Genomic DNA, 16,158 nt, shown 5'->3' on the forward strand with positions numbered 1-16,158 from the left:
CACCTCCTGTTCAATGACAGGTTGCGCGCCAAATAAGGCAGAACCGTGCCGAATTCTTAACACCAAGTTGCCAAGTGTTAAGAATTCAATTGAAATTGAAAGGAGCTGTAGGGTTTCAGCCGTAGCTAAACCTAGCCGCAGGACAGTGGTACAGCCAATGCCACGGGTTGGGTTTTGGAAACGCCACCGCGATAAACCTTCCCCTGATGGCGACACCCGGTGAGCTGCGGGACTGCCGCCAGCAAGGCCTTGTCAGCTCCAGGAGACAGGGATTGGGACCACATGCTTTTTGGCACCTGCCCAACCAGGAACACTTCACCATTGGCCTCGGCCAGGCTGAGCAGCACCTTGCTTCCGGCCAGTTCCATTGATTTGGCTGCTGCGGAAGGAGAGCCTCCCATAACCTGAGCCGCCAAAACAGGCTGGCTGGTTGAGGCGCTGCTAACATGGTGCAAAGGCAGGACGCTACCGGACGGGAGCGGCTGTGTCGTTGTTAAACGCATGTCTGCCGAAGAGGTTGAGGTTGCCAAGCCTACGGGCTCACTGCCCACACCAGTGAACCCCACCCCCTGCGGCGCGGGCCCACAGGCGGTAAGAGCTATGGCAGTCAGTGAGGTCAGAACAAAAATACGCATTGTGGGAGATCCTATAAGGCTTCAATCCAGTGCCACCATCGTACCGGATAAATACGGCGCCATTGCGACCTATGGATCAGCCGAGAAACTGCCGCATTCTCACTGCCGGAAACTGGATACCCGGGGCGAGATCAATGACAATTGTCTCTTCGCTTTCAAACCCGACCGAGGCGTAAAAGGGCACTGCGGTCAGGGTCGAGGCACACTCAAGTTCGATAACCCCTGATTGTCGCGCCGTGTCAATTGTGTGGCTAAGGATGGCGCGCCCAATCCCCCGGCGCAGCGCCCGGTCATCTGTAACCACATGACGGATATGCCCCTTGTCGGCCCGGATACGGTCCTGGGTCCATCCGCCTGCCCCAAGAATCTGGCCTGCCTCTTCGGCCACGTAATAGGTCCCACAGCCAATTAGCTCTGGCCGGGCGCGACTGATGATTGGCAACGCGGTGACCAGCACCGACGGCGGATAATCCGCCTTGAGCAGTTTGGGATAGCTGCGTGCCAGCAAGGCATCGACCGCTGGAAGATCCGCTTTCACGCCTGCACGAACGAAGACTGCCATCTCCCCTCCTTTGCTGGATCAATCGTCGAGTATGCCAGTGGTATATCCGAGTTCACCATCGAAAACTCTTTCCGAACCCGAGAAAAAAACAACTTTCGCCGGGATTTCTCTAATTGGCAACGCTTCCCAGAAGAACGTCGCTTCTACCTCTGCACCAACCTGAGCGAACCAGTTTTTGGTTCGAAACGTTACTCCACAGGAAAATCCATCGGTTTCATTTTCAAATTCGCAGTGCCCCCAGAATGGCTTGGCTGGCTCGGCCACTTCAATCGGTTGCCAGATCTTTAGTATTCTCAATTGATACCGCATTGCCTTCACCCTTCCCCCCCAAAACAAACAGGGCCCCGCACTTGCGAGACCCTGTTGTTAGTCAGTCCTGAACAGAAGGCTTACTTGATTTTGCCTTCTTTGTACTCGACGTGCTTGCGAACAACCGGGTCATACTTACGGATGACCATCTTTTCGGTCATTGTCCGTGCGTTCTTCTTTGTCACATAGAAGTGGCCGGTGCCCGCGGTCGAGTTCAGGCGGATTTTGATTGTGGTAGGCTTCGCCATGGTGCTTCTCCTGCGTCCGAAAAGGCAGGGGCCTTCCGGTAAATATCTATTCGAGGTCGGCTTGTACCCTCCCCAGCCCCCAAGTCAATAGGATTCGCCGGGGATAATTGCGCAGAGGGCCTATAAGCCGGATTTTGTTCCGGGGTTGCCCCCTTCGATGACCATTCCTCTAGGGCGCGCATTGCTGCGAACCTCAAGCTGCCAACCCGACCCCTCTTGGTTAAAGCATACCTAGCGGCGATATCCTGTTGCCAGGATCAGCCCGCGCGGGGGTCCTATTTGGCATTGCTCCTGGTGGGGCTTGCCGTGCCGCTCCTGTTGCCAGCAGCGCGGTGGGCTCTTACTCCACCGTTTCACCCTTACCGCGTTTTGCCAGAGGCGAACCTCTGACTCGCCGCGGCGGTCTGTTTTCTGTGGCGCTATCCGTCAAGTTGCCCTGCCCGGGCGTTACCCGGCACCACTGCCTTATGGAGTCCGGACTTTCCTCGCGGGGCTTAAGCCCCCCGCGGCCATCCAGCCCTCTGCGCAGCTGGGCACTACGCATTTACTCAGAGCACGTCAAGGTAATGATCAGGAGTTTGGGGCGTTGCCCCACTTGGCCTACGGCCAATTCACCCCAGGATATTTCGAGCTAGATGAATGCGGATCCATAATTCATCTAGCTAAAATATCTCGGAGCGCGAGGCAGCGCCTCGCTTAAAACAGCAGCAGGACAAAACCCAATCCTAAAACTTGGAGAACTCTTGGTTGGCCAAGTTTTCGATTATTCTAAGGTCCTCGTTTTCAATATGCTTGATCTTTCGAGCCTGTGGCCTGAACCTATCCCTGAAAGCTTGAAAAGACGCCGCCTCCATGTCGTCTACCCCGTCAAGTTCAAAACCGAAGATGGGGTAGCCAAAGCTATCTGCATAATCGTGCCACCAACCCAGCTCCGTGGCTTGCCCAGCGGTTTCAGCGGGCCAGACACATAGACCAAGGCGGGCAAGTCGCTTCCAGTCGAACTTGTGACCCGGATCAATCTTGCGACCCGGTGCCATGTCCGAGTGGCCAATCACGCCGTCAGCCGGGATGGACCAGCGACGCATGATACCTGCCAGCAGGCTCTCAAGAGCTGCCATTTGCGGTTCTGCAAAAGGATGGCCTCCGCGATTGTCCAGCTCTATGCCAATGGAGCGCGAATTGATATCATCCTGACCACGCCACTGCCCCGCACCCGCATGCCAGGCGCGTTGGTCTTCGGCGACCATTTGCCAGCAAGCGCCATCACCACCGATGAGGTAGTGCGCAGAGACTTCAACGGATGGGTCGCAGAGGCGCTGTAACGCGGCCGCTGCGCTGTCCATCGCAGTATAGTGGATCACGATCAGGGAGGGCGTCAGCCCATCGCGACGAATCCCGAAGTTTGGGCTGGGATGCCAAATCGCGGCTGGGGTATCTGCCGCGCTATTCAGTTTTGCACCGCGTGTTGGAAAAGGATTGGATCCCATTTGCAGGCATAGCCGTCACCATCTGGATCAAGCGCCAAACGGTCGCGGCGTGGACCGCCGTTTTCCAAAAATGCCTGTTGCGCCAGATCTGGCGAGCGGTAGCCAGCACAATTACGGGCTGACTTCGTCCGCAGATTGATGCCAGTCCGACTGTAGATTCGATTTCCCAGGGGATTCTTGGAACTAAGCGCATAGCTGACCACGTTTGGTCCAGCATCCCCAGGGCGGGAAGGCACTGCGGTGGGTTCAATCACCTGATATTGCGAACGCTGTTGTGCAAGACGATCAGCATCACTTTCGATGCTCTGACGTGAAGACACTGCGCCAAAATCATTCTCATCAGAAATCCCGGCATTGCTGACCACCGGTGGGGCGGGATTTGAAGGGCTAGCTTGCAGAGGGGCCTGACCAGAGTTGCTTTGGGTAGCAGAGAGCGCAGCTGCAGTCTCGCTGGCAAAATCAGCATTGCTGTCAACCAGGCTACCTGCACTGTTCGAGCTGCCAGCACTGCGCGGGGCTGCGGCTAGAGGTGCCGTAGAGGTTTCCACAACCTGAGTTGCTGGCACCAGGGGTTCACCGATAATGGTGCTCCCAACAGCAGGCGGAGCATCAAAGGGGCTGGTGTCAAAACCGGCTTCGGCCCCGCTATCAGGAATAGGCGGTGTACAGGCCGCCAAGGCCAGCACACTGCCCACTGAGATGAGGGAAACGAGTACACGCATGATTGTTACCTGCAGTTTCTGCTCTTGTTTGCGAAAAACCTTACCACCATTTGCGCGGCTTGGCCACAAACCCGGCTGCAGCCTCTAGCGCATAAGCGGTGTTCAGCAGATCACCCTCTTCCCAAGGCTTGCCGATCAGCTGTAGACCCAGAGGCAGACCCTGTGCATCCAAACCAGCGGGAACTGAAATGCCTGGCAAGCCCGCCAAGTTCACTGTCACGGTGAAGACATCGTTCAGATACATCTGAACCGGATCCGCATCGGTCATCTCACCCAGACCAAAGGCCGCCGAAGGTGTTGCCGGTGTCAGGATCGCATCAACACCAGCTGCAAACACATCCTCAAAATCTTTCTTGATCAGGGTGCGAACGCGGCGGGCGCGGTTGTAATAGGCGTCATAGAAGCCAGCCGACAGAACATATGTCCCGATCATCACCCGGCGCTGCACTTCGTGGCCGAAACCTTCGGCGCGGGTCTTTTCATACATCTCTGTGATGCCATCACCAGCTTCGAGAGTAGCGCGGTGGCCATAGCGCACCCCGTCATAACGGGCCAGATTGGATGAGGCTTCGGCCGGTGCAATCACATAGTATGCCGGCAGCGCGTATTTGGTGTGCGGCAGCGAGATATCAACGATCTCGGCCCCCGCATCTTTCAGCATCGCGGTACCGTCAGCCCAGAGCGTTTCGATCTCACCCGGCATACCGTCCATGCGGTATTCCTTGGGGATACCGATTTTCTTGCCCTTGATGTCACCAGTCAGCATCGCTTCGAAATTCGGCACCGCCAGATCAGCTGAGGTCGAATCCTTGGCGTCATGTCCACACATGGCTTCGAGCATGATGGCTGCATCACGTACCGATTTGGTCATCGGGCCGGCCTGATCCAGCGACGAGGCAAAAGCGACAACGCCCCAGCGCGAGCAGCGGCCATAGGTTGGCTTGATACCAACGGTGCCGGTAAAAGCAGCGGGCTGGCGAATGGAACCACCAGTGTCAGTACCGGTTGCGGCCAAACACAGATCAGCAGCCACAGCCGAAGCCGAGCCACCAGAGGAGCCACCCGGTGTCAGCTCGGCATCATCATTGTCGCGACGCCAAGGGCTGACAGCATTGCCATAAACCGAGGTTTCATTGGACGAGCCCATGGCGAATTCGTCCATGTTCAGCTTGCCCAGCATCACTGCGCCATTATCGATCAGGTTCTGGCTGACGGTTGATTCATACTCGGGCTTAAAGCCTTCAAGAATGCGGCTACCGGCCTGGCTGTCGACGCCCTTGGTGCAGAACAGGTCTTTGATGCCAATCGGCAAACCGCACATCGCAGGCGCATCGTCGCCTTTCAGGCGCTCATCTGCGGCCTTGGCGCGTTCCATTGCCAGCTCGGGTGTCTTGTGCACGAATGCGTTCAACGCGCCAGCGGCATCAATCGCTGTCAGGCAAGACTGGGTCAGCTCAACCGACGTGGTTTCGCCTTTACGCAGCAGGTCGCGGGCCTCGGCCAGGCCCAGTTTGTTCAGATCAGTCATGCTCTTATTCCATTACCTTAGGCACTGCAAAGAAACCCTCGCGGGCGTCGGGTGCATTGGACAATACTTTGGGCTGCTGGTTGCCATCGTTAACCACATCTTCGCGACGTTTCAGGCGCTGCGGCGTGACCGAAGTCATCGGCTCAACGCCTTCGACGTCCACCTCATTCAGCTGTTCAATAAAGCCAAGGATGGTGTTGAACTCGTCTGCCAGCGCCGGCAGGGCGTCATCTTCAACCTTAATCCGGGCCAGTTTGGCCACTTTGGCGGCGGTGTTTTGGTCAATCGACATGGGAACCTCATATACGTTGCCTTGGCATTTACCGCCCTCAAGGCGCTGCTGCAAGCCTAGGCGGAGCGGATATCGAAAATCACTTGCCTGTTCGCCCTAGCAGTGGTCACTGTGAGGCAATTGAAAGAACAATTTACAGACCGGAGCCGCCAAATGAAGTTGAAGCTTCACCATATCAATCTGTCGACCGAAAACGTGGGCCGGATGAATGATTTTTACCGAAACGTGATGGGACTGGACAAAAAGACCGAAGGCCTGCCAGTGCTGCAAAAAAACAAGGGCTATGGTGGGGATGTCTCCTTTGTAACCGATGGCGACATTCAAATGCATCTGGCGCAAAAGGATGTGAACGCAGGTTTCAATAGCGGCCAATTCGTCAACCCAGTGTCGCATGGGCATATCGCCTATCGCACTGATGATCTCGACAGCTTTATCGCCCACCTAGAGGAACAAGGTATTCCCTATTCGAACTGGGGCCACCAAGCGGTCGAAGGCTGGAGACAGATCTTTTTCTATGACCCCGATGGCAATGTAATTGAAGTGCATCAGGTGAACGAGGATTAGTTTACTTAAGGGCAAACGACTCCGCCCGACCTTGGGGAGATGCAGAGCGCCTGACCACGGGGAAGGTCAGGTACTACCCGGCGATGCCGGGCAAAACAATATGGTTGCGACCATTCCGGCAACGAAAAGAGAGACCTCAAAATGAAAATCATATGGCTTGGTCATTCAAGCTTTCGCATTGAAATTGAAGATCAGGTCCTGCTGATCGACCCTTGGCTACGCGACAACCCGACATTCCCAAATAATAGCAGAGCACAAGCCTTGACGGGCGCTACAGCAATTCTCATGACTCACGGCCATTCAGACCATGTCGCTGATGTCCCTGAGATTGCTACTGAAACAGGAGCACCAGTTGTTGGAGTTTATGAACTTGTAGAATGGATGGAGCAAACACCCGGAGTGTCTGGTATTGGATTTGGTAAAGGGGGCACAATCAGATTGAACGACGTCGAAGTCACACTGCTTAACGCCCAACATTCCTCATCAGTTTTAGTGGACGGGTCACGACGTTATGTCGGTGGCGAAGCTGGCTTTATGATTTCAGGGGAAGGCCACACGATCTATGTCTCAGGCGACACGGATGTGATGGCGGATATGGCGATATTTAACGATCTTCACCAACCCGACATTGGCATTCTGGCATGTGGCGGATATTTCACAATGGATATGCGCCGTGCGGTTTACGCGTCCAAAAAATTCTTCGACTTCAAAACCGTTATTCCCTGTCACTACAAAACGTTCCCAATGCTGGAACAAAGCGCAGAGGTCTTAATCAATGGCCTTCCAGATGTGGATGTCGTTGAACCGGAAGTGATGCAGCCATTGGAGTTTTGAGCGCCAGGACAATGCTATAGCATGGGGGAGGGTAACGCTCTTTTCCACGTGCAGATCTGGCGCTGCGCAACAATGCTGTGGAACGTAGATTTTCTATACATAGATTACTAAGGCACAAAAAATCTTGGGAGAACTCACAATGAAGATCATCTGGTTAGGCCATGGCTCTTTCCGAATTGAAACCGGCGACAAGGTGCTGCTGATCGATCCTTGGCTGACCGGTAATCCGGTGCTGCCCGAGGTCGCCCATGACGCAGCCATTGCCGGTGCCACCCATATTCTCTTGACCCATGTGCATTTCGATCATGTGGTGGATGTGCTGCCCCTGGCCAAGAAACTCGACCTTACAGTGGTCGGCCAATACGATCTGATTGGCTATTGGTCTGAAACCGAAGAGATCAAAACAATTGGCTTCAACAAAGGCGGCACGGTTGATCTGGGCGGGGTTAAGGTTTCGATGGTCAACGCCACGCATTCCTCGACCTTTGCTACCGAAGATGGCCCCCGTGCTGGTGGCAGCGAATGTGGCTATATGATCGCCGCGGAGGGACACATGATCTATGTATCCGGCGACACCGACATCATGGCCGACATGGATTGGATGGGCGAATACTATCAGCCCGATATTGGCATTCTATGTGCGGGCGGTCATTTCACCATGGACATGCGCGGCGCGGCCTTTGCGGCGAAGAAGTATTTTGATTTCAAAACCGTGATCCCCTGCCATTACAAAAGCTTTCCGATCCTAGAGCAAAGTGCCGAGACCCTTATCAAATCCCTGCCAAATGTCGATGTGATCGAGCCGGAAGTGATGCAGGCGATTGAGATCTGAAGAGCAGGACCGCGCCTGACCTTGGGGAGTTGCAAAGCGCCTTCCCGTGGGGAGGGTCGGGCGCTGTCCGGGCTTGATGCCCGGACCTAGAATTAAGTAGGCCGCACAAACTCCTGCCGCGCTTTCTCGGCCCTCTCCCGACACACGCACCCGCGCGCATGATCATTCACCAATCCCATCGCCTGCATAAAAGCAAAGGCGGTGGTGGGGCCAACAAACTTCCACCCACGTTTCTTCAACGCCCTGGACAGTGCCACGGATTCGGGGCTGGTGGTTTGGGTCTGTGGTTCAGGCAAACTCTCAGCGTCCGGCTCAAAGCTCCAGAAAAACGCCGCCAGTGATCCAGCCTCAGCCTCCAACTCCAGCGCGCGTTTGGCGTTGTTGATCACCGCGTTGATCTTGCCACGATGGCGGATTATGCCCGCATCCTGCAGCAACCGCTCCACATCGTCCTCGGTGTATTTGGCCACCTTGGCGTAATCAAATCCATCAAAGGCCGCGCGAAAATTCTCACGTTTGTTCAGAATTGTCCGCCAACTGAGGCCTGACTGGAAGCTCTCCAGACAGACCTTTTCAAACAGCCGGGTGTTATCGCCAACCGGATAACCCCATTCGTTGTCGTGATAGGGCAGGAATTCCGGCACTGACCCGCTCCAGCTACAACGGTTCAACCCATCCGGGCCGGTGGTAATATTACTCATTTCCTGCGCTTTCCTTACTCAATCGACCAAAAAATCCAAACGCTTGTCTGCCCGCGAAGGCGACATCTCGATGATCTCGGCTGTAACCACATCCTCTGCAACAAAGGGATCTTCGTTCACCCGTGCCTGCAACGCCTCCGCAGTGATGTTATGGGCCAGCAATCCGCCCCCGACCATAGGCTTTAACGTTCCGGCCAGTAGAAATACGCCGTCATCGAAACCGCGCTGAATCCAGGCCTTGTGTCCCTCGAGGAATGCCCCAACCTGATCTTTGTTTTTGGAAAACCTAAGTAATACGATGAACATTTAGTAATCTCCATAGCAGTCTTTTTTGGGAAGGCCTCATGCGGCCGGTGTCACACTCTGCAGCCAAGCGCGCATTTGTTGAACTTCGGCTTTGATAAATTCAGCATCGCGAAATGCACTGGCCAAGGAGGCAACCCCCTGGCTTTGCGCGAGGAGCCGCATGGCCAATACATCCGCATCTTCTTTTCGTCCCAGCTGCACAAACTGCTCATGCAGCCAATCCCGAAACAGTGTGAAAAGGGCATTGGCGTGGTCATGCGCCGCATGGTCTAGCTTGGCCAGTTCGGACACCAAGGTCCCCACCGGGCAACCGTGCAACACGATCTTAGATTGGTTGGTAATCAGGATCTGTATGAAACAGCCGATACGCTCTGCCGGTCCCTGCCCCTCTGCCTGCCAGTCCCGCAACATTGCGCGGGTTTTGTTCAGACGCAAATCAATCACTGCCGTCAGTATCTCATCCTTGGTTTTGAAGTGATGATAGAAATTGCCACGAGAGACCCCAACAATGGCCGCGATTTCCGCAAAAGATGTGTGCTCAAAACCGGTCTGGTAAAACAGAAAATCTGCCGCCTCAACAATCCTGTCGCGCGTATTTGGTCTAGGCACCTCATGTCCTTTCACGGGTGATTCCATCACAAGTTAGGACAAGCGACCTAGTTTGAAAAGCAAAAATAGGTCGCGCGTCCTAGATGAGGAATTTGGCTCCTAAGCGTATCCAGACGTCAAAGCAACATTCTACCGCCGAGCAGCAAAGAATTCCTTCAGCATCCGCTCAGCCTCATCCTCAGAAATACCGTCGTAAACCTCGGGCGTATGATGCGCCTGCGTGTGCGAGAACACCTTTGCGCCGTGCGCAACGCCACCGGATTTGGGATCAGACGCACCATAGTACACCCGGCTGATCCGCGCTGCAGCAATAGCCGCGGCACACATGGCGCAGGGCTCCAGCGTGACATAGAGATCATACCCCATCAGCCGTTCAGACCCACTCGCAGCACAGGCCGCGCGGATGGCCAAAATCTCGGCGTGGGCAGTGGGATCGCAGTGCTCTCGGGTGCGGTTGCCTGCAATTGCTACCACCTGCCCCTGTGGATCTATCAGCACTGCGCCGACCGGAACCTCGCCCCGATCTGCAGCAGCGCGCGCTTCGCTAAGCGCCTGTTCCATATGAGATTTGAAAACCATGCAGCAAATTGCCTTGGAATGCGTCCTTTCGCAACCGCTCAGAATGGTCTAAGGGCCACTAATGACCCAATCTCAGACCCCTCCTCCCGGCGCCACCCCATCCGGCGACCGTATCGCCAAAGTTCTGGCCCGTGCCGGTGTTGCCTCACGCCGTGAGGCCGAGCGCATGATCCAAGCTGGTCTTGTCACCGTCAATGGCAAGTTGATTGACAGCCCAGCGTTGAATGTCACACCGCAGGACAAAATCACTGTCAACGGCAACCCCGTCGGAGATCCGGAACCCGCGCGGTTGTGGTTGTATCACAAGCCCTCTGGCCTGGTGACGACCAACAGTGATGAAAAGGGTCGTAAAACTATTTTTGATGCACTGCCCGAAGATTTACCACGGGTGATGACGGTGGGCCGACTGGATCTGAATTCCGAAGGCCTGCTGCTGCTGACCAACGACGGTGGCATCAAACGCCAGTTGGAGCTGCCCTCAACCGGATGGCTGCGCAAATACCGGGTGCGGATCAACGGACGCCCGCAAGAGAAAGATTTCGAGCCACTGCGTAAGGGCATGGTGATTGACGGGGAGCGCTTTCAACCAATGGAAGTGGCGCTGGATCGTCAGCAGGGTGCCAACGCCTGGCTGACCATTGGCATCCGCGAAGGTAAAAACCGTGAAATTCGCCGGGCAATCGAAGATATCGGCTTCACCGTGAACCGCCTGCTACGGGTCTCGTATGGGCCTTTCCAGCTGGGTCAGCTGAAACTGGGCGCGGTTGAAGAAATCCGCCGCAAAGTGATGCGCGACCAACTGGGGCTCGCGGCTGAGCCGGAGCCAGAAAAGCCCAAGAACACAAGACGTGTGGTGCGCAAAAAGCCTAGCACGATGGCAGGCAGACCTGGTCGGCCTAAGCCACCAGAAGAGGACGGACGTCCCACTGGTCGCAGTTTTTCCAACAAAGGCGCTGACAGATCCGGAGGGGGTAAACCCTCTGGTCGTACAAGCGGGAAACCCGTCGGCAAGCCATCCCGGCGCCCGGATGGACGCTCTGGTGGCAAGCCTATCGGCAAAAATCCCCGCCGCTGATCGCGTTGCGCACCAGTTCCCCCTAGAAAGAAGCGCTGCTATCCCCTAGATTTCTAGGGGAAACAGCGTCTTCGGGAGAACCCGCGTGCAGAAAATTGCTTTTGTGGCCCTATTGATCTTGATGCTTGGCCTAGGCACCGGCTGGATAGTGGGGATCTGAACCAATGGCCAAAAAATATGGTGGGAAATTTAGTCCCGATTCTGCACCGGAAGCGCCCTCACCTCACAAAAACTCATATAAAAATGCCCAGTTGGATCCAATTGGAGTGCGCTCAAATCTAATGTTTGTGCCACCAGCAGTCCTGCTGTTGATGTCGCTGACGGATGGGGCATCGGGGCTCGCGCTGGGGTTGGTTGGGGCTGGAGCCTGGAGTGCCGCAGCTTTGATGCTACGTGAAGGGCTGCGCGCCGAAAGCGCCTTTAACGCCCGTCGCGTTGCCCGCCGCCCAGTTTTACCTCGCAAATTGGCTGCCTCTCTGTTGACCGGAATTGGCGCTGCCATTGCTGCCTGGAAGGCGGAACCAGGTGTGTTAATTGCTGCTGTCTATGGCTCGGCAGCCCTGGGCCTTCACCTTGCCGCCTTTGGTCTGGACCCGATGAAAGACAAAGGCGTTGAGGGCATTGATGACTTTCAGCAGTCCCGTGTCGCCCGGGTTGTGGATGATGCAGAGGATTACCTGACCGAAATGCGCGATGCTGCATTGCGCGCACAGGACCGGCAGGTCGAAGCCCGCATCGAACAGTTCCAATCCGTCGCTCGCGACCTGTTTCGTACCGTCGAGGAAGATCCGCGCGATCTAACAGCCGCGCGTAAGTATCTGACGGTCTATCTACAGGGCGCGCGCGACGCGACAATCAAGTTTGCCGATATCTATGGCCGCAGTGGTGATACCCAAGCCCGTGTCGACTATCTATCGCTGTTGGATGACCTGGAAAAAAACTTTGCTGCCCGCAACCGCAAGATGCTGTTAGAAGACCGCAGCGATCTGACCATTGAAATTGATGTGCTGCGTGACCGTTTGCAGCGCGAAGGGGTCCATCTGGACCTGACCTAATTAAATAAGGAATGCCTTTATGTCCGAGATTGTGAAACAAAAAGCGACTGAGGCCGAGACGTTGGTCATTGAAGCCACGGCCATTGTCCTGCCCGAACCTGTGGCCGAGATCCAAACACTGGAACAAGCTGACGCCCCCAAAAGCGAAGCGATCCGCACCCGTATGGATCAACTGGACATGACGGACAGCAATTCGATCATTGGATTTGGATCGGCGGCACAAGCGGAATTACAAGTGATTTCGCAGGCCATGTTGGCAGATGTCCGCAACAAAGATGTTGGCCCGGCAGGCGATAGCTTGCGCGACATGGTCACCGCTATTCGCGGGTTTTCAGTTTCGGAACTGGATGTGCGCCGAAAGCCCAGCCTGTGGGAACGCATCATTGGCAAGGCAGCGCCTTTTGCCCAGTTTACTGCCCGCTACGAGAGTGTTCAGGGTCAAATCGACAAGATCACCGACAACCTGTTGGGGCATGAGCACACGCTGCTGAAAGACATCAAATCGCTCGACGTCCTGTATACCAAGACGCTTGAATTTTACGATGAATTGGGCCTTTACATCGCTGCCGGACAGGAAAAGCTGACTGAGCTGGACACCACCACCATCCCCGCCAAGGAGGCAGAGGTGAACGCCGCTGCAGAAGGCGAGCAGGTGATGCAGGCGCAAGAACTACGCGACATCCGCGCCGCGCGGGATGATCTGGAACGTCGGGTGCATGATTTAAAACTAACCCGCCAGGTCACCATGCAGTCACTGCCGTCAATCCGGTTGGTTCAGGAAAACGACAAGTCATTGGTCACCAAGATCAACTCAACCTTGGTGAACACCGTGCCGTTGTGGGAGACACAGTTGGCGCAGGCTGTGACCATCCAGCGGAGTGCCGAGGCTGCCGCTGCAGTGCGCGAAGCCAATGACCTAACCAACGAGCTTCTGACCGCCAACGCCGCCAACCTGCGCACCAGCAACAAGATGGTGCGCGAAGAAATGGAACGCGGCGTATTTGATATCGAAGCAGTGAAGCAAGCCAACGCAGATCTGATTGGCACTATTCAGGACAGTCTGGCAATTGCGGATCAGGGCAAAGCCCAGCGCGCCGCAGCTGAAGAAGAGCTGAAAAAGATGGAAGGTGAGTTGCGCGATACGCTGGCCGCTGCCAAGGCGCGCAAAGACGGGGTTGGGGACACAGCCGCAACTTCGGTTCCCAGCTAAGCCAATGAGTGCTCGGCGGCGAAATAGATGGCTACAGGTGCCACGGTTTGGAGCAGGTCTAATTGGCCTGACTGCACTGCTGGCCTGCACGCCACCGCCACCGCGGGATTCGCTGGTGCCACAATCGCGCCCAGAGGACCTCGCCCCGCCCCCACGATCCTCCGAAAGTGAGCAACTGGTCCACTATTACGCGGTTTTGCAGCAGGACCTGTTGACCCGTGGTTTACTACGTCGGGATGGAGGGGGACCGGACACACCTTATGACGCGGATAAATTGGTCAGAAACTTCGAGGCCATTGCCTTTTTTGACGAATACGCAGGCAGCGGCAGTGGCAGCGCTGGCGGGCTCAGCCGGTGGCGGGGGCCTGTGCGCCTGAAAGCAGAGTTTGGTCCGTCGGTCTCAAGAACACAGCAGCTTGAAGATAGTCGTTTCCTTGCCGACTACGCCAATCGCTTGGCAAGGATCACCGGACATCCGGTCAGCACCTCAACCTCGCGCGGCAATTTTCACGTGATCTACGCCGGCAAAGACGATAGCGATTTTGTGCGTGCTCGGGTGCAGCAGATATTGCCCGGCATCAGCGCCGAAAACCTGGAAATCTTTGCCAACCCGCCGCGTAGCTTTTATTGCCTGGTTCTTGCTGGCGGGCCACAAAATGACCCTCTGTCCTACACCCGCGGTGTCGCATTGATCCGTGACGAACACCCAAATTTGGTGCGCAAAAGCTGTGTGCATGAAGAAGTCGCGCAGGGGCTGGGATTGCGTAACGACAGTCCAAGGGCGCGACCATCGATCTTTAATGATGACGATGAATTTGCCCTGCTCACCAGCCACGATGAGAAACTGCTGACCATGTTGTATGATGCGCGTCTGCAACCCGGGATGAGTGCCGAACAGGCCCGCCCCATCGCCCGCATCATATCAAACGAATTGATGGGTGTGCCGCCAGAGGCCACACCCCGCGCCTATTAACAAGAGGACCTGTACAATGGGAATTTTTGATTTTCTGACCGGTGAATTTATTGATGTCATTCATTGGACAGACGACACTCGCGACACCATGGTCTGGCGCTTTGAACGCGAAGATCACGAAATCAAATACGGCGCTAAGCTGACCGTACGCGAAGGTCAGGCAGCCGTTTTTGTACATGAGGGCCAATTGGCCGATGTCTTCACCCCCGGCCTCTATATGCTTGAAACCAACAACATGCCGGTGATGACCACGCTGCAACATTGGGATCACGGGTTCCAGTCGCCGTTCAAATCCGAGATCTATTACGTCAACACCACCCGGTTTAATGACCTGAAATGGGGCACCAAGAACCCGATCATCTGCCGCGACCCCGAGTTTGGCCCGATCCGTCTGCGCGCCTTTGGCACTTATTCGGTCAAGGTGGCGGATGCCGCCCGGTTCCTGACCGAGATTGTCGGCACGGACGGTGAATTCACCATGGATGAAATCTCGTTCCAGGTGCGCAATATCATCGTACAGGAATTTTCACGCGTGGTGGCCGGGTCCGGTCTTCCAGTGCTGGACATGGCGGCCAACACCGCTGATCTGGGCAAGCTGGTCGCCGCGGAGATTTCCAGCACCATCAGCGAATACGGGCTGTCGATTCCCGAGCTGTACATCGAAAACATCTCGCTGCCCCCTGCGGTAGAGGCGGCGATGGATAAGCGCACCCAGATGGGCATTGTTGGCGATCTGGGCCGGTACACGCAATTCTCGGCCGCCGAAGCGATGACGGCAGCAGCACAAAATCCAAACGGTGGCATGGGCGCAGGTCTTGGGATGGGGATGGGTATGGGCATGGCGCAACAGATGGCAGCGGGTCAGGCCGCTGGCCCCTGGGGCGCCCGCCCTGCCCCCGCTGCAGCAGCACCGGCCGCGCAATCGGCACCGGTAGCCGCGCCAATTGCCCCCCCACCGCCACCTGTAGAGCATGTCTGGCACTTGGCTGAAAACGGCCAGACCACCGGGCCGTTTTCCAAGGCTCGCCTTGGGCGCATGGCAGTTGAGGGTGGATTAACCCGCGAAACCCATGTTTGGACCCCAGGTCAGGACGGCTGGAAACGCGCGGGTGATGTCGCTGAACTGGCGCAGCTGTTCACCATCATGCCACCGCCTCCGCCGCCTCCTCCAGGTGCTTGATATGAAGTCTCTGACTGCCACAATAATTGCCGCGCTTGGCCTGACAGCTAGCGCGGCCCTTGCTGCTGATCCAGCCGAGTTACGTCATAAGAAAGCCCCCAAAGGCTATGAGGTCATAACCTTTGACGCCCTGCAAAAACAGGTTCACGACGCCGGATCAAGTAACCAAGAGTTTTCGCTTCAGGCTGGCAATGAATTCCGTTTTACTTTCTTACCAGATGGGAACGTTGTATATCGCCCCATGCGCGCCCTAACCGACCTTACCGAAACCTCGCGCTCGTATCTTCCAGCGCCCGACCTTCTGTGTATTGCAAGTACCGGGAACTGGAGCGGGATGTGCGTTAAGGTGTATAAGAATGCCGCAGGCCAACTTTATTGCACGGGTGTTTTTGGCAACCGCGCCAAATGGAAAAAGAAATGCGAGATAGGTTCCTAGCCAACCTTCCGCAGTCACTAC

General features: G+C 55.9%; 21 protein-coding genes and 1 other RNA gene. 9 read left to right on the forward strand and 13 right to left on the reverse strand.

The features are described from left to right. Nucleotides 1-131: 131 nt before the first annotated feature. The 9 genes from GO984_RS14435 to gatC form a co-directional block, all read right to left on the reverse strand. On the reverse strand, nucleotides 132-635 hold the full coding sequence (locus GO984_RS14435) for a hypothetical protein (RefSeq protein ID WP_157023274.1): 504 nt from the start codon (nucleotides 633-635) through the stop codon (nucleotides 132-134). A gap of 76 nt (nucleotides 636-711) precedes the next feature. Beyond that, nucleotides 712-1,197, reverse strand: coding sequence for a GNAT family N-acetyltransferase (locus tag GO984_RS14440; RefSeq protein ID WP_157023276.1), 486 nt, complete (start codon nucleotides 1,195-1,197; stop codon nucleotides 712-714). An 18-nt stretch (nucleotides 1,198-1,215) separates the two neighbouring features. Then, complete coding sequence (locus GO984_RS14445) at nucleotides 1,216-1,506, reverse strand: hypothetical protein (protein ID WP_157023278.1); 291 nt, start codon at nucleotides 1,504-1,506, stop codon at nucleotides 1,216-1,218. A gap of 80 nt (nucleotides 1,507-1,586) precedes the next feature. Beyond that, nucleotides 1,587-1,754 carry a 50S ribosomal protein L33 gene (rpmG, locus tag GO984_RS14450; protein WP_008206879.1) on the reverse strand — a complete coding sequence of 56 codons (168 nt, stop codon included), beginning with the start codon at nucleotides 1,752-1,754 and terminating at the stop codon, nucleotides 1,587-1,589. A gap of 107 nt (nucleotides 1,755-1,861) precedes the next feature. Then, nucleotides 1,862-2,279: RNase P RNA component class A (gene rnpB / locus GO984_RS14455), an RNA gene on the reverse strand. A gap of 200 nt (nucleotides 2,280-2,479) precedes the next feature. Then, entirely contained in the window at nucleotides 2,480-3,241 is a 762-nt protein-coding gene (locus GO984_RS14460; protein ID WP_157023280.1) for an N-acetylmuramoyl-L-alanine amidase, read from the reverse strand. Beyond that, complete coding sequence (locus GO984_RS14465) at nucleotides 3,202-3,963, reverse strand: hypothetical protein (protein WP_157023282.1); 762 nt, start codon at nucleotides 3,961-3,963, stop codon at nucleotides 3,202-3,204. The genes GO984_RS14460 and GO984_RS14465 overlap by 40 nt, the downstream gene beginning before the upstream one ends. Nucleotides 3,964-4,003: 40 nt before the next feature. Further along, nucleotides 4,004-5,491: an Asp-tRNA(Asn)/Glu-tRNA(Gln) amidotransferase subunit GatA gene (gatA, locus tag GO984_RS14470; RefSeq protein WP_157023284.1), complete on the reverse strand. Its 1,488-nt coding sequence runs from the start codon at nucleotides 5,489-5,491 to the stop codon at nucleotides 4,004-4,006. 4 nt (nucleotides 5,492-5,495) lie between these two features. Continuing rightward, nucleotides 5,496-5,783, reverse strand: coding sequence for an Asp-tRNA(Asn)/Glu-tRNA(Gln) amidotransferase subunit GatC (gene gatC, locus GO984_RS14475; RefSeq protein WP_138164849.1), 288 nt, complete (start codon nucleotides 5,781-5,783; stop codon nucleotides 5,496-5,498). 153 nt (nucleotides 5,784-5,936) lie between these two features. Here gatC and GO984_RS14480 point away from each other — a divergent pair, with 153 nt between their 5' ends. The 3 genes from GO984_RS14480 (at nucleotide 5,937) to GO984_RS14490 (ending at nucleotide 8,013) form a co-directional block, all read left to right on the forward strand. Further along, the gene (locus GO984_RS14480; protein WP_138164850.1) at nucleotides 5,937-6,347 is read left to right on the forward strand and encodes a VOC family protein; all 411 of its coding nucleotides are present in this window, start codon (nucleotides 5,937-5,939) and stop codon (nucleotides 6,345-6,347) included. Nucleotides 6,348-6,488: 141 nt separating this feature from the next. Next, nucleotides 6,489-7,181 (forward strand): metal-dependent hydrolase, encoded by a 693-nt coding sequence (locus tag GO984_RS14485; protein WP_157023286.1) that lies wholly within the window; start codon nucleotides 6,489-6,491, stop codon nucleotides 7,179-7,181. Nucleotides 7,182-7,320: 139 nt separating this feature from the next. Next, on the forward strand, nucleotides 7,321-8,013 hold the full coding sequence (locus GO984_RS14490; RefSeq protein ID WP_138164852.1) for a metal-dependent hydrolase: 693 nt from the start codon (nucleotides 7,321-7,323) through the stop codon (nucleotides 8,011-8,013). 92 nt (nucleotides 8,014-8,105) lie between these two features. On the opposite strand, the gene GO984_RS14495 is transcribed toward GO984_RS14490, so the two are convergent. The 4 genes from GO984_RS14495 to GO984_RS14510 form a co-directional block, all read right to left on the reverse strand. Continuing rightward, nucleotides 8,106-8,714 carry a DNA-3-methyladenine glycosylase I gene (locus tag GO984_RS14495; RefSeq protein ID WP_157023288.1) on the reverse strand — a complete coding sequence of 203 codons (609 nt, stop codon included), beginning with the start codon at nucleotides 8,712-8,714 and terminating at the stop codon, nucleotides 8,106-8,108. Nucleotides 8,715-8,732: 18 nt separating this feature from the next. Then, on the reverse strand, nucleotides 8,733-9,020 hold the full coding sequence (locus tag GO984_RS14500) for a YciI family protein (RefSeq protein ID WP_157023290.1): 288 nt from the start codon (nucleotides 9,018-9,020) through the stop codon (nucleotides 8,733-8,735). 36 nt (nucleotides 9,021-9,056) lie between these two features. After that, nucleotides 9,057-9,629, reverse strand: a complete 573-nt coding sequence (locus GO984_RS14505; RefSeq protein ID WP_342448093.1) for a TetR/AcrR family transcriptional regulator — start codon at nucleotides 9,627-9,629, stop codon at nucleotides 9,057-9,059. A 129-nt stretch (nucleotides 9,630-9,758) separates the two neighbouring features. Continuing rightward, nucleotides 9,759-10,208: a nucleoside deaminase gene (locus tag GO984_RS14510; RefSeq protein WP_157023292.1), complete on the reverse strand. Its 450-nt coding sequence runs from the start codon at nucleotides 10,206-10,208 to the stop codon at nucleotides 9,759-9,761. A gap of 61 nt (nucleotides 10,209-10,269) precedes the next feature. On the opposite strand from GO984_RS14510, the gene GO984_RS14515 reads away from it, so the two are divergent. The 6 genes from GO984_RS14515 to GO984_RS14540 all read left to right on the forward strand — a co-directional run bounded on the left by GO984_RS14515 (nucleotide 10,270) and on the right by GO984_RS14540 (nucleotide 16,137). After that, a complete protein-coding gene (locus GO984_RS14515; RefSeq protein WP_157023294.1) occupies nucleotides 10,270-11,283 on the forward strand; it encodes a pseudouridine synthase in 1,014 nt (337 codons plus the stop codon). A 164-nt stretch (nucleotides 11,284-11,447) separates the two neighbouring features. Next, nucleotides 11,448-12,338 (forward strand): 5-bromo-4-chloroindolyl phosphate hydrolysis family protein, encoded by an 891-nt coding sequence (locus tag GO984_RS14520; protein WP_157023296.1) that lies wholly within the window; start codon nucleotides 11,448-11,450, stop codon nucleotides 12,336-12,338. Nucleotides 12,339-12,357: 19 nt separating this feature from the next. Next, nucleotides 12,358-13,548, forward strand: a complete 1,191-nt coding sequence (locus GO984_RS14525) for a toxic anion resistance protein (RefSeq protein ID WP_157023298.1) — start codon at nucleotides 12,358-12,360, stop codon at nucleotides 13,546-13,548. A 37-nt stretch (nucleotides 13,549-13,585) separates the two neighbouring features. Further along, nucleotides 13,586-14,521, forward strand: a complete 936-nt coding sequence (locus GO984_RS14530; protein WP_342448094.1) for a DUF2927 domain-containing protein — start codon at nucleotides 13,586-13,588, stop codon at nucleotides 14,519-14,521. Nucleotides 14,522-14,537: 16 nt separating this feature from the next. Continuing rightward, a complete protein-coding gene (locus GO984_RS14535) occupies nucleotides 14,538-15,701 on the forward strand; it encodes an SPFH domain-containing protein (RefSeq protein ID WP_157023302.1) in 1,164 nt (387 codons plus the stop codon). A gap of 1 nt (nucleotide 15,702) precedes the next feature. Then, nucleotides 15,703-16,137 (forward strand): hypothetical protein, encoded by a 435-nt coding sequence (locus GO984_RS14540; RefSeq protein WP_157023304.1) that lies wholly within the window; start codon nucleotides 15,703-15,705, stop codon nucleotides 16,135-16,137. The last annotated feature ends 21 nt before the right edge of the window (nucleotides 16,138-16,158 follow it).

The sequence above is a fragment of the Parasedimentitalea huanghaiensis genome (assembly GCF_009753675.1).
GTDB lineage: Bacteria > Pseudomonadota > Alphaproteobacteria > Rhodobacterales > Rhodobacteraceae > Parasedimentitalea > Parasedimentitalea huanghaiensis.

Bases quoted from the DNA above. Each gene is read 5' to 3' on its own strand.
- GO984_RS14435 (WP_157023274.1), bottom strand. From the start codon at position 635: ATGCGTATTTTTGTTCTGACCTCACTGACTGCCATAGCTCTTACCGCC.
- GO984_RS14440 (WP_157023276.1), bottom strand. From the start codon at position 1,197: ATGGCAGTCTTCGTTCGTGCAGGCGTGAAAGCGGATCTTCCAGCGGTC.
- GO984_RS14445 (WP_157023278.1), bottom strand. From the start codon at position 1,506: ATGCGGTATCAATTGAGAATACTAAAGATCTGGCAACCGATTGAAGTG.
- rpmG (WP_008206879.1), bottom strand. From the start codon at position 1,754: ATGGCGAAGCCTACCACAATCAAAATCCGCCTGAACTCGACCGCGGGC.
- GO984_RS14460 (WP_157023280.1), bottom strand. From the start codon at position 3,241: ATGGGATCCAATCCTTTTCCAACACGCGGTGCAAAACTGAATAGCGCG.
- GO984_RS14465 (WP_157023282.1), bottom strand. From the start codon at position 3,963: ATGCGTGTACTCGTTTCCCTCATCTCAGTGGGCAGTGTGCTGGCCTTG.
- gatA (WP_157023284.1), bottom strand. From the start codon at position 5,491: ATGACTGATCTGAACAAACTGGGCCTGGCCGAGGCCCGCGACCTGCTG.
- gatC (WP_138164849.1), bottom strand. From the start codon at position 5,783: ATGTCGATTGACCAAAACACCGCCGCCAAAGTGGCCAAACTGGCCCGG.
- GO984_RS14480 (WP_138164850.1), top strand. From the start codon at position 5,937: ATGAAGTTGAAGCTTCACCATATCAATCTGTCGACCGAAAACGTGGGC.
- GO984_RS14485 (WP_157023286.1), top strand. From the start codon at position 6,489: ATGAAAATCATATGGCTTGGTCATTCAAGCTTTCGCATTGAAATTGAA.
- GO984_RS14490 (WP_138164852.1), top strand. From the start codon at position 7,321: ATGAAGATCATCTGGTTAGGCCATGGCTCTTTCCGAATTGAAACCGGC.
- GO984_RS14495 (WP_157023288.1), bottom strand. From the start codon at position 8,714: ATGAGTAATATTACCACCGGCCCGGATGGGTTGAACCGTTGTAGCTGG.
- GO984_RS14500 (WP_157023290.1), bottom strand. From the start codon at position 9,020: ATGTTCATCGTATTACTTAGGTTTTCCAAAAACAAAGATCAGGTTGGG.
- GO984_RS14510 (WP_157023292.1), bottom strand. From the start codon at position 10,208: ATGGTTTTCAAATCTCATATGGAACAGGCGCTTAGCGAAGCGCGCGCT.
- GO984_RS14515 (WP_157023294.1), top strand. From the start codon at position 10,270: ATGACCCAATCTCAGACCCCTCCTCCCGGCGCCACCCCATCCGGCGAC.
- GO984_RS14520 (WP_157023296.1), top strand. From the start codon at position 11,448: ATGGCCAAAAAATATGGTGGGAAATTTAGTCCCGATTCTGCACCGGAA.
- GO984_RS14525 (WP_157023298.1), top strand. From the start codon at position 12,358: ATGTCCGAGATTGTGAAACAAAAAGCGACTGAGGCCGAGACGTTGGTC.
- GO984_RS14535 (WP_157023302.1), top strand. From the start codon at position 14,538: ATGGGAATTTTTGATTTTCTGACCGGTGAATTTATTGATGTCATTCAT.
- GO984_RS14540 (WP_157023304.1), top strand. From the start codon at position 15,703: ATGAAGTCTCTGACTGCCACAATAATTGCCGCGCTTGGCCTGACAGCT.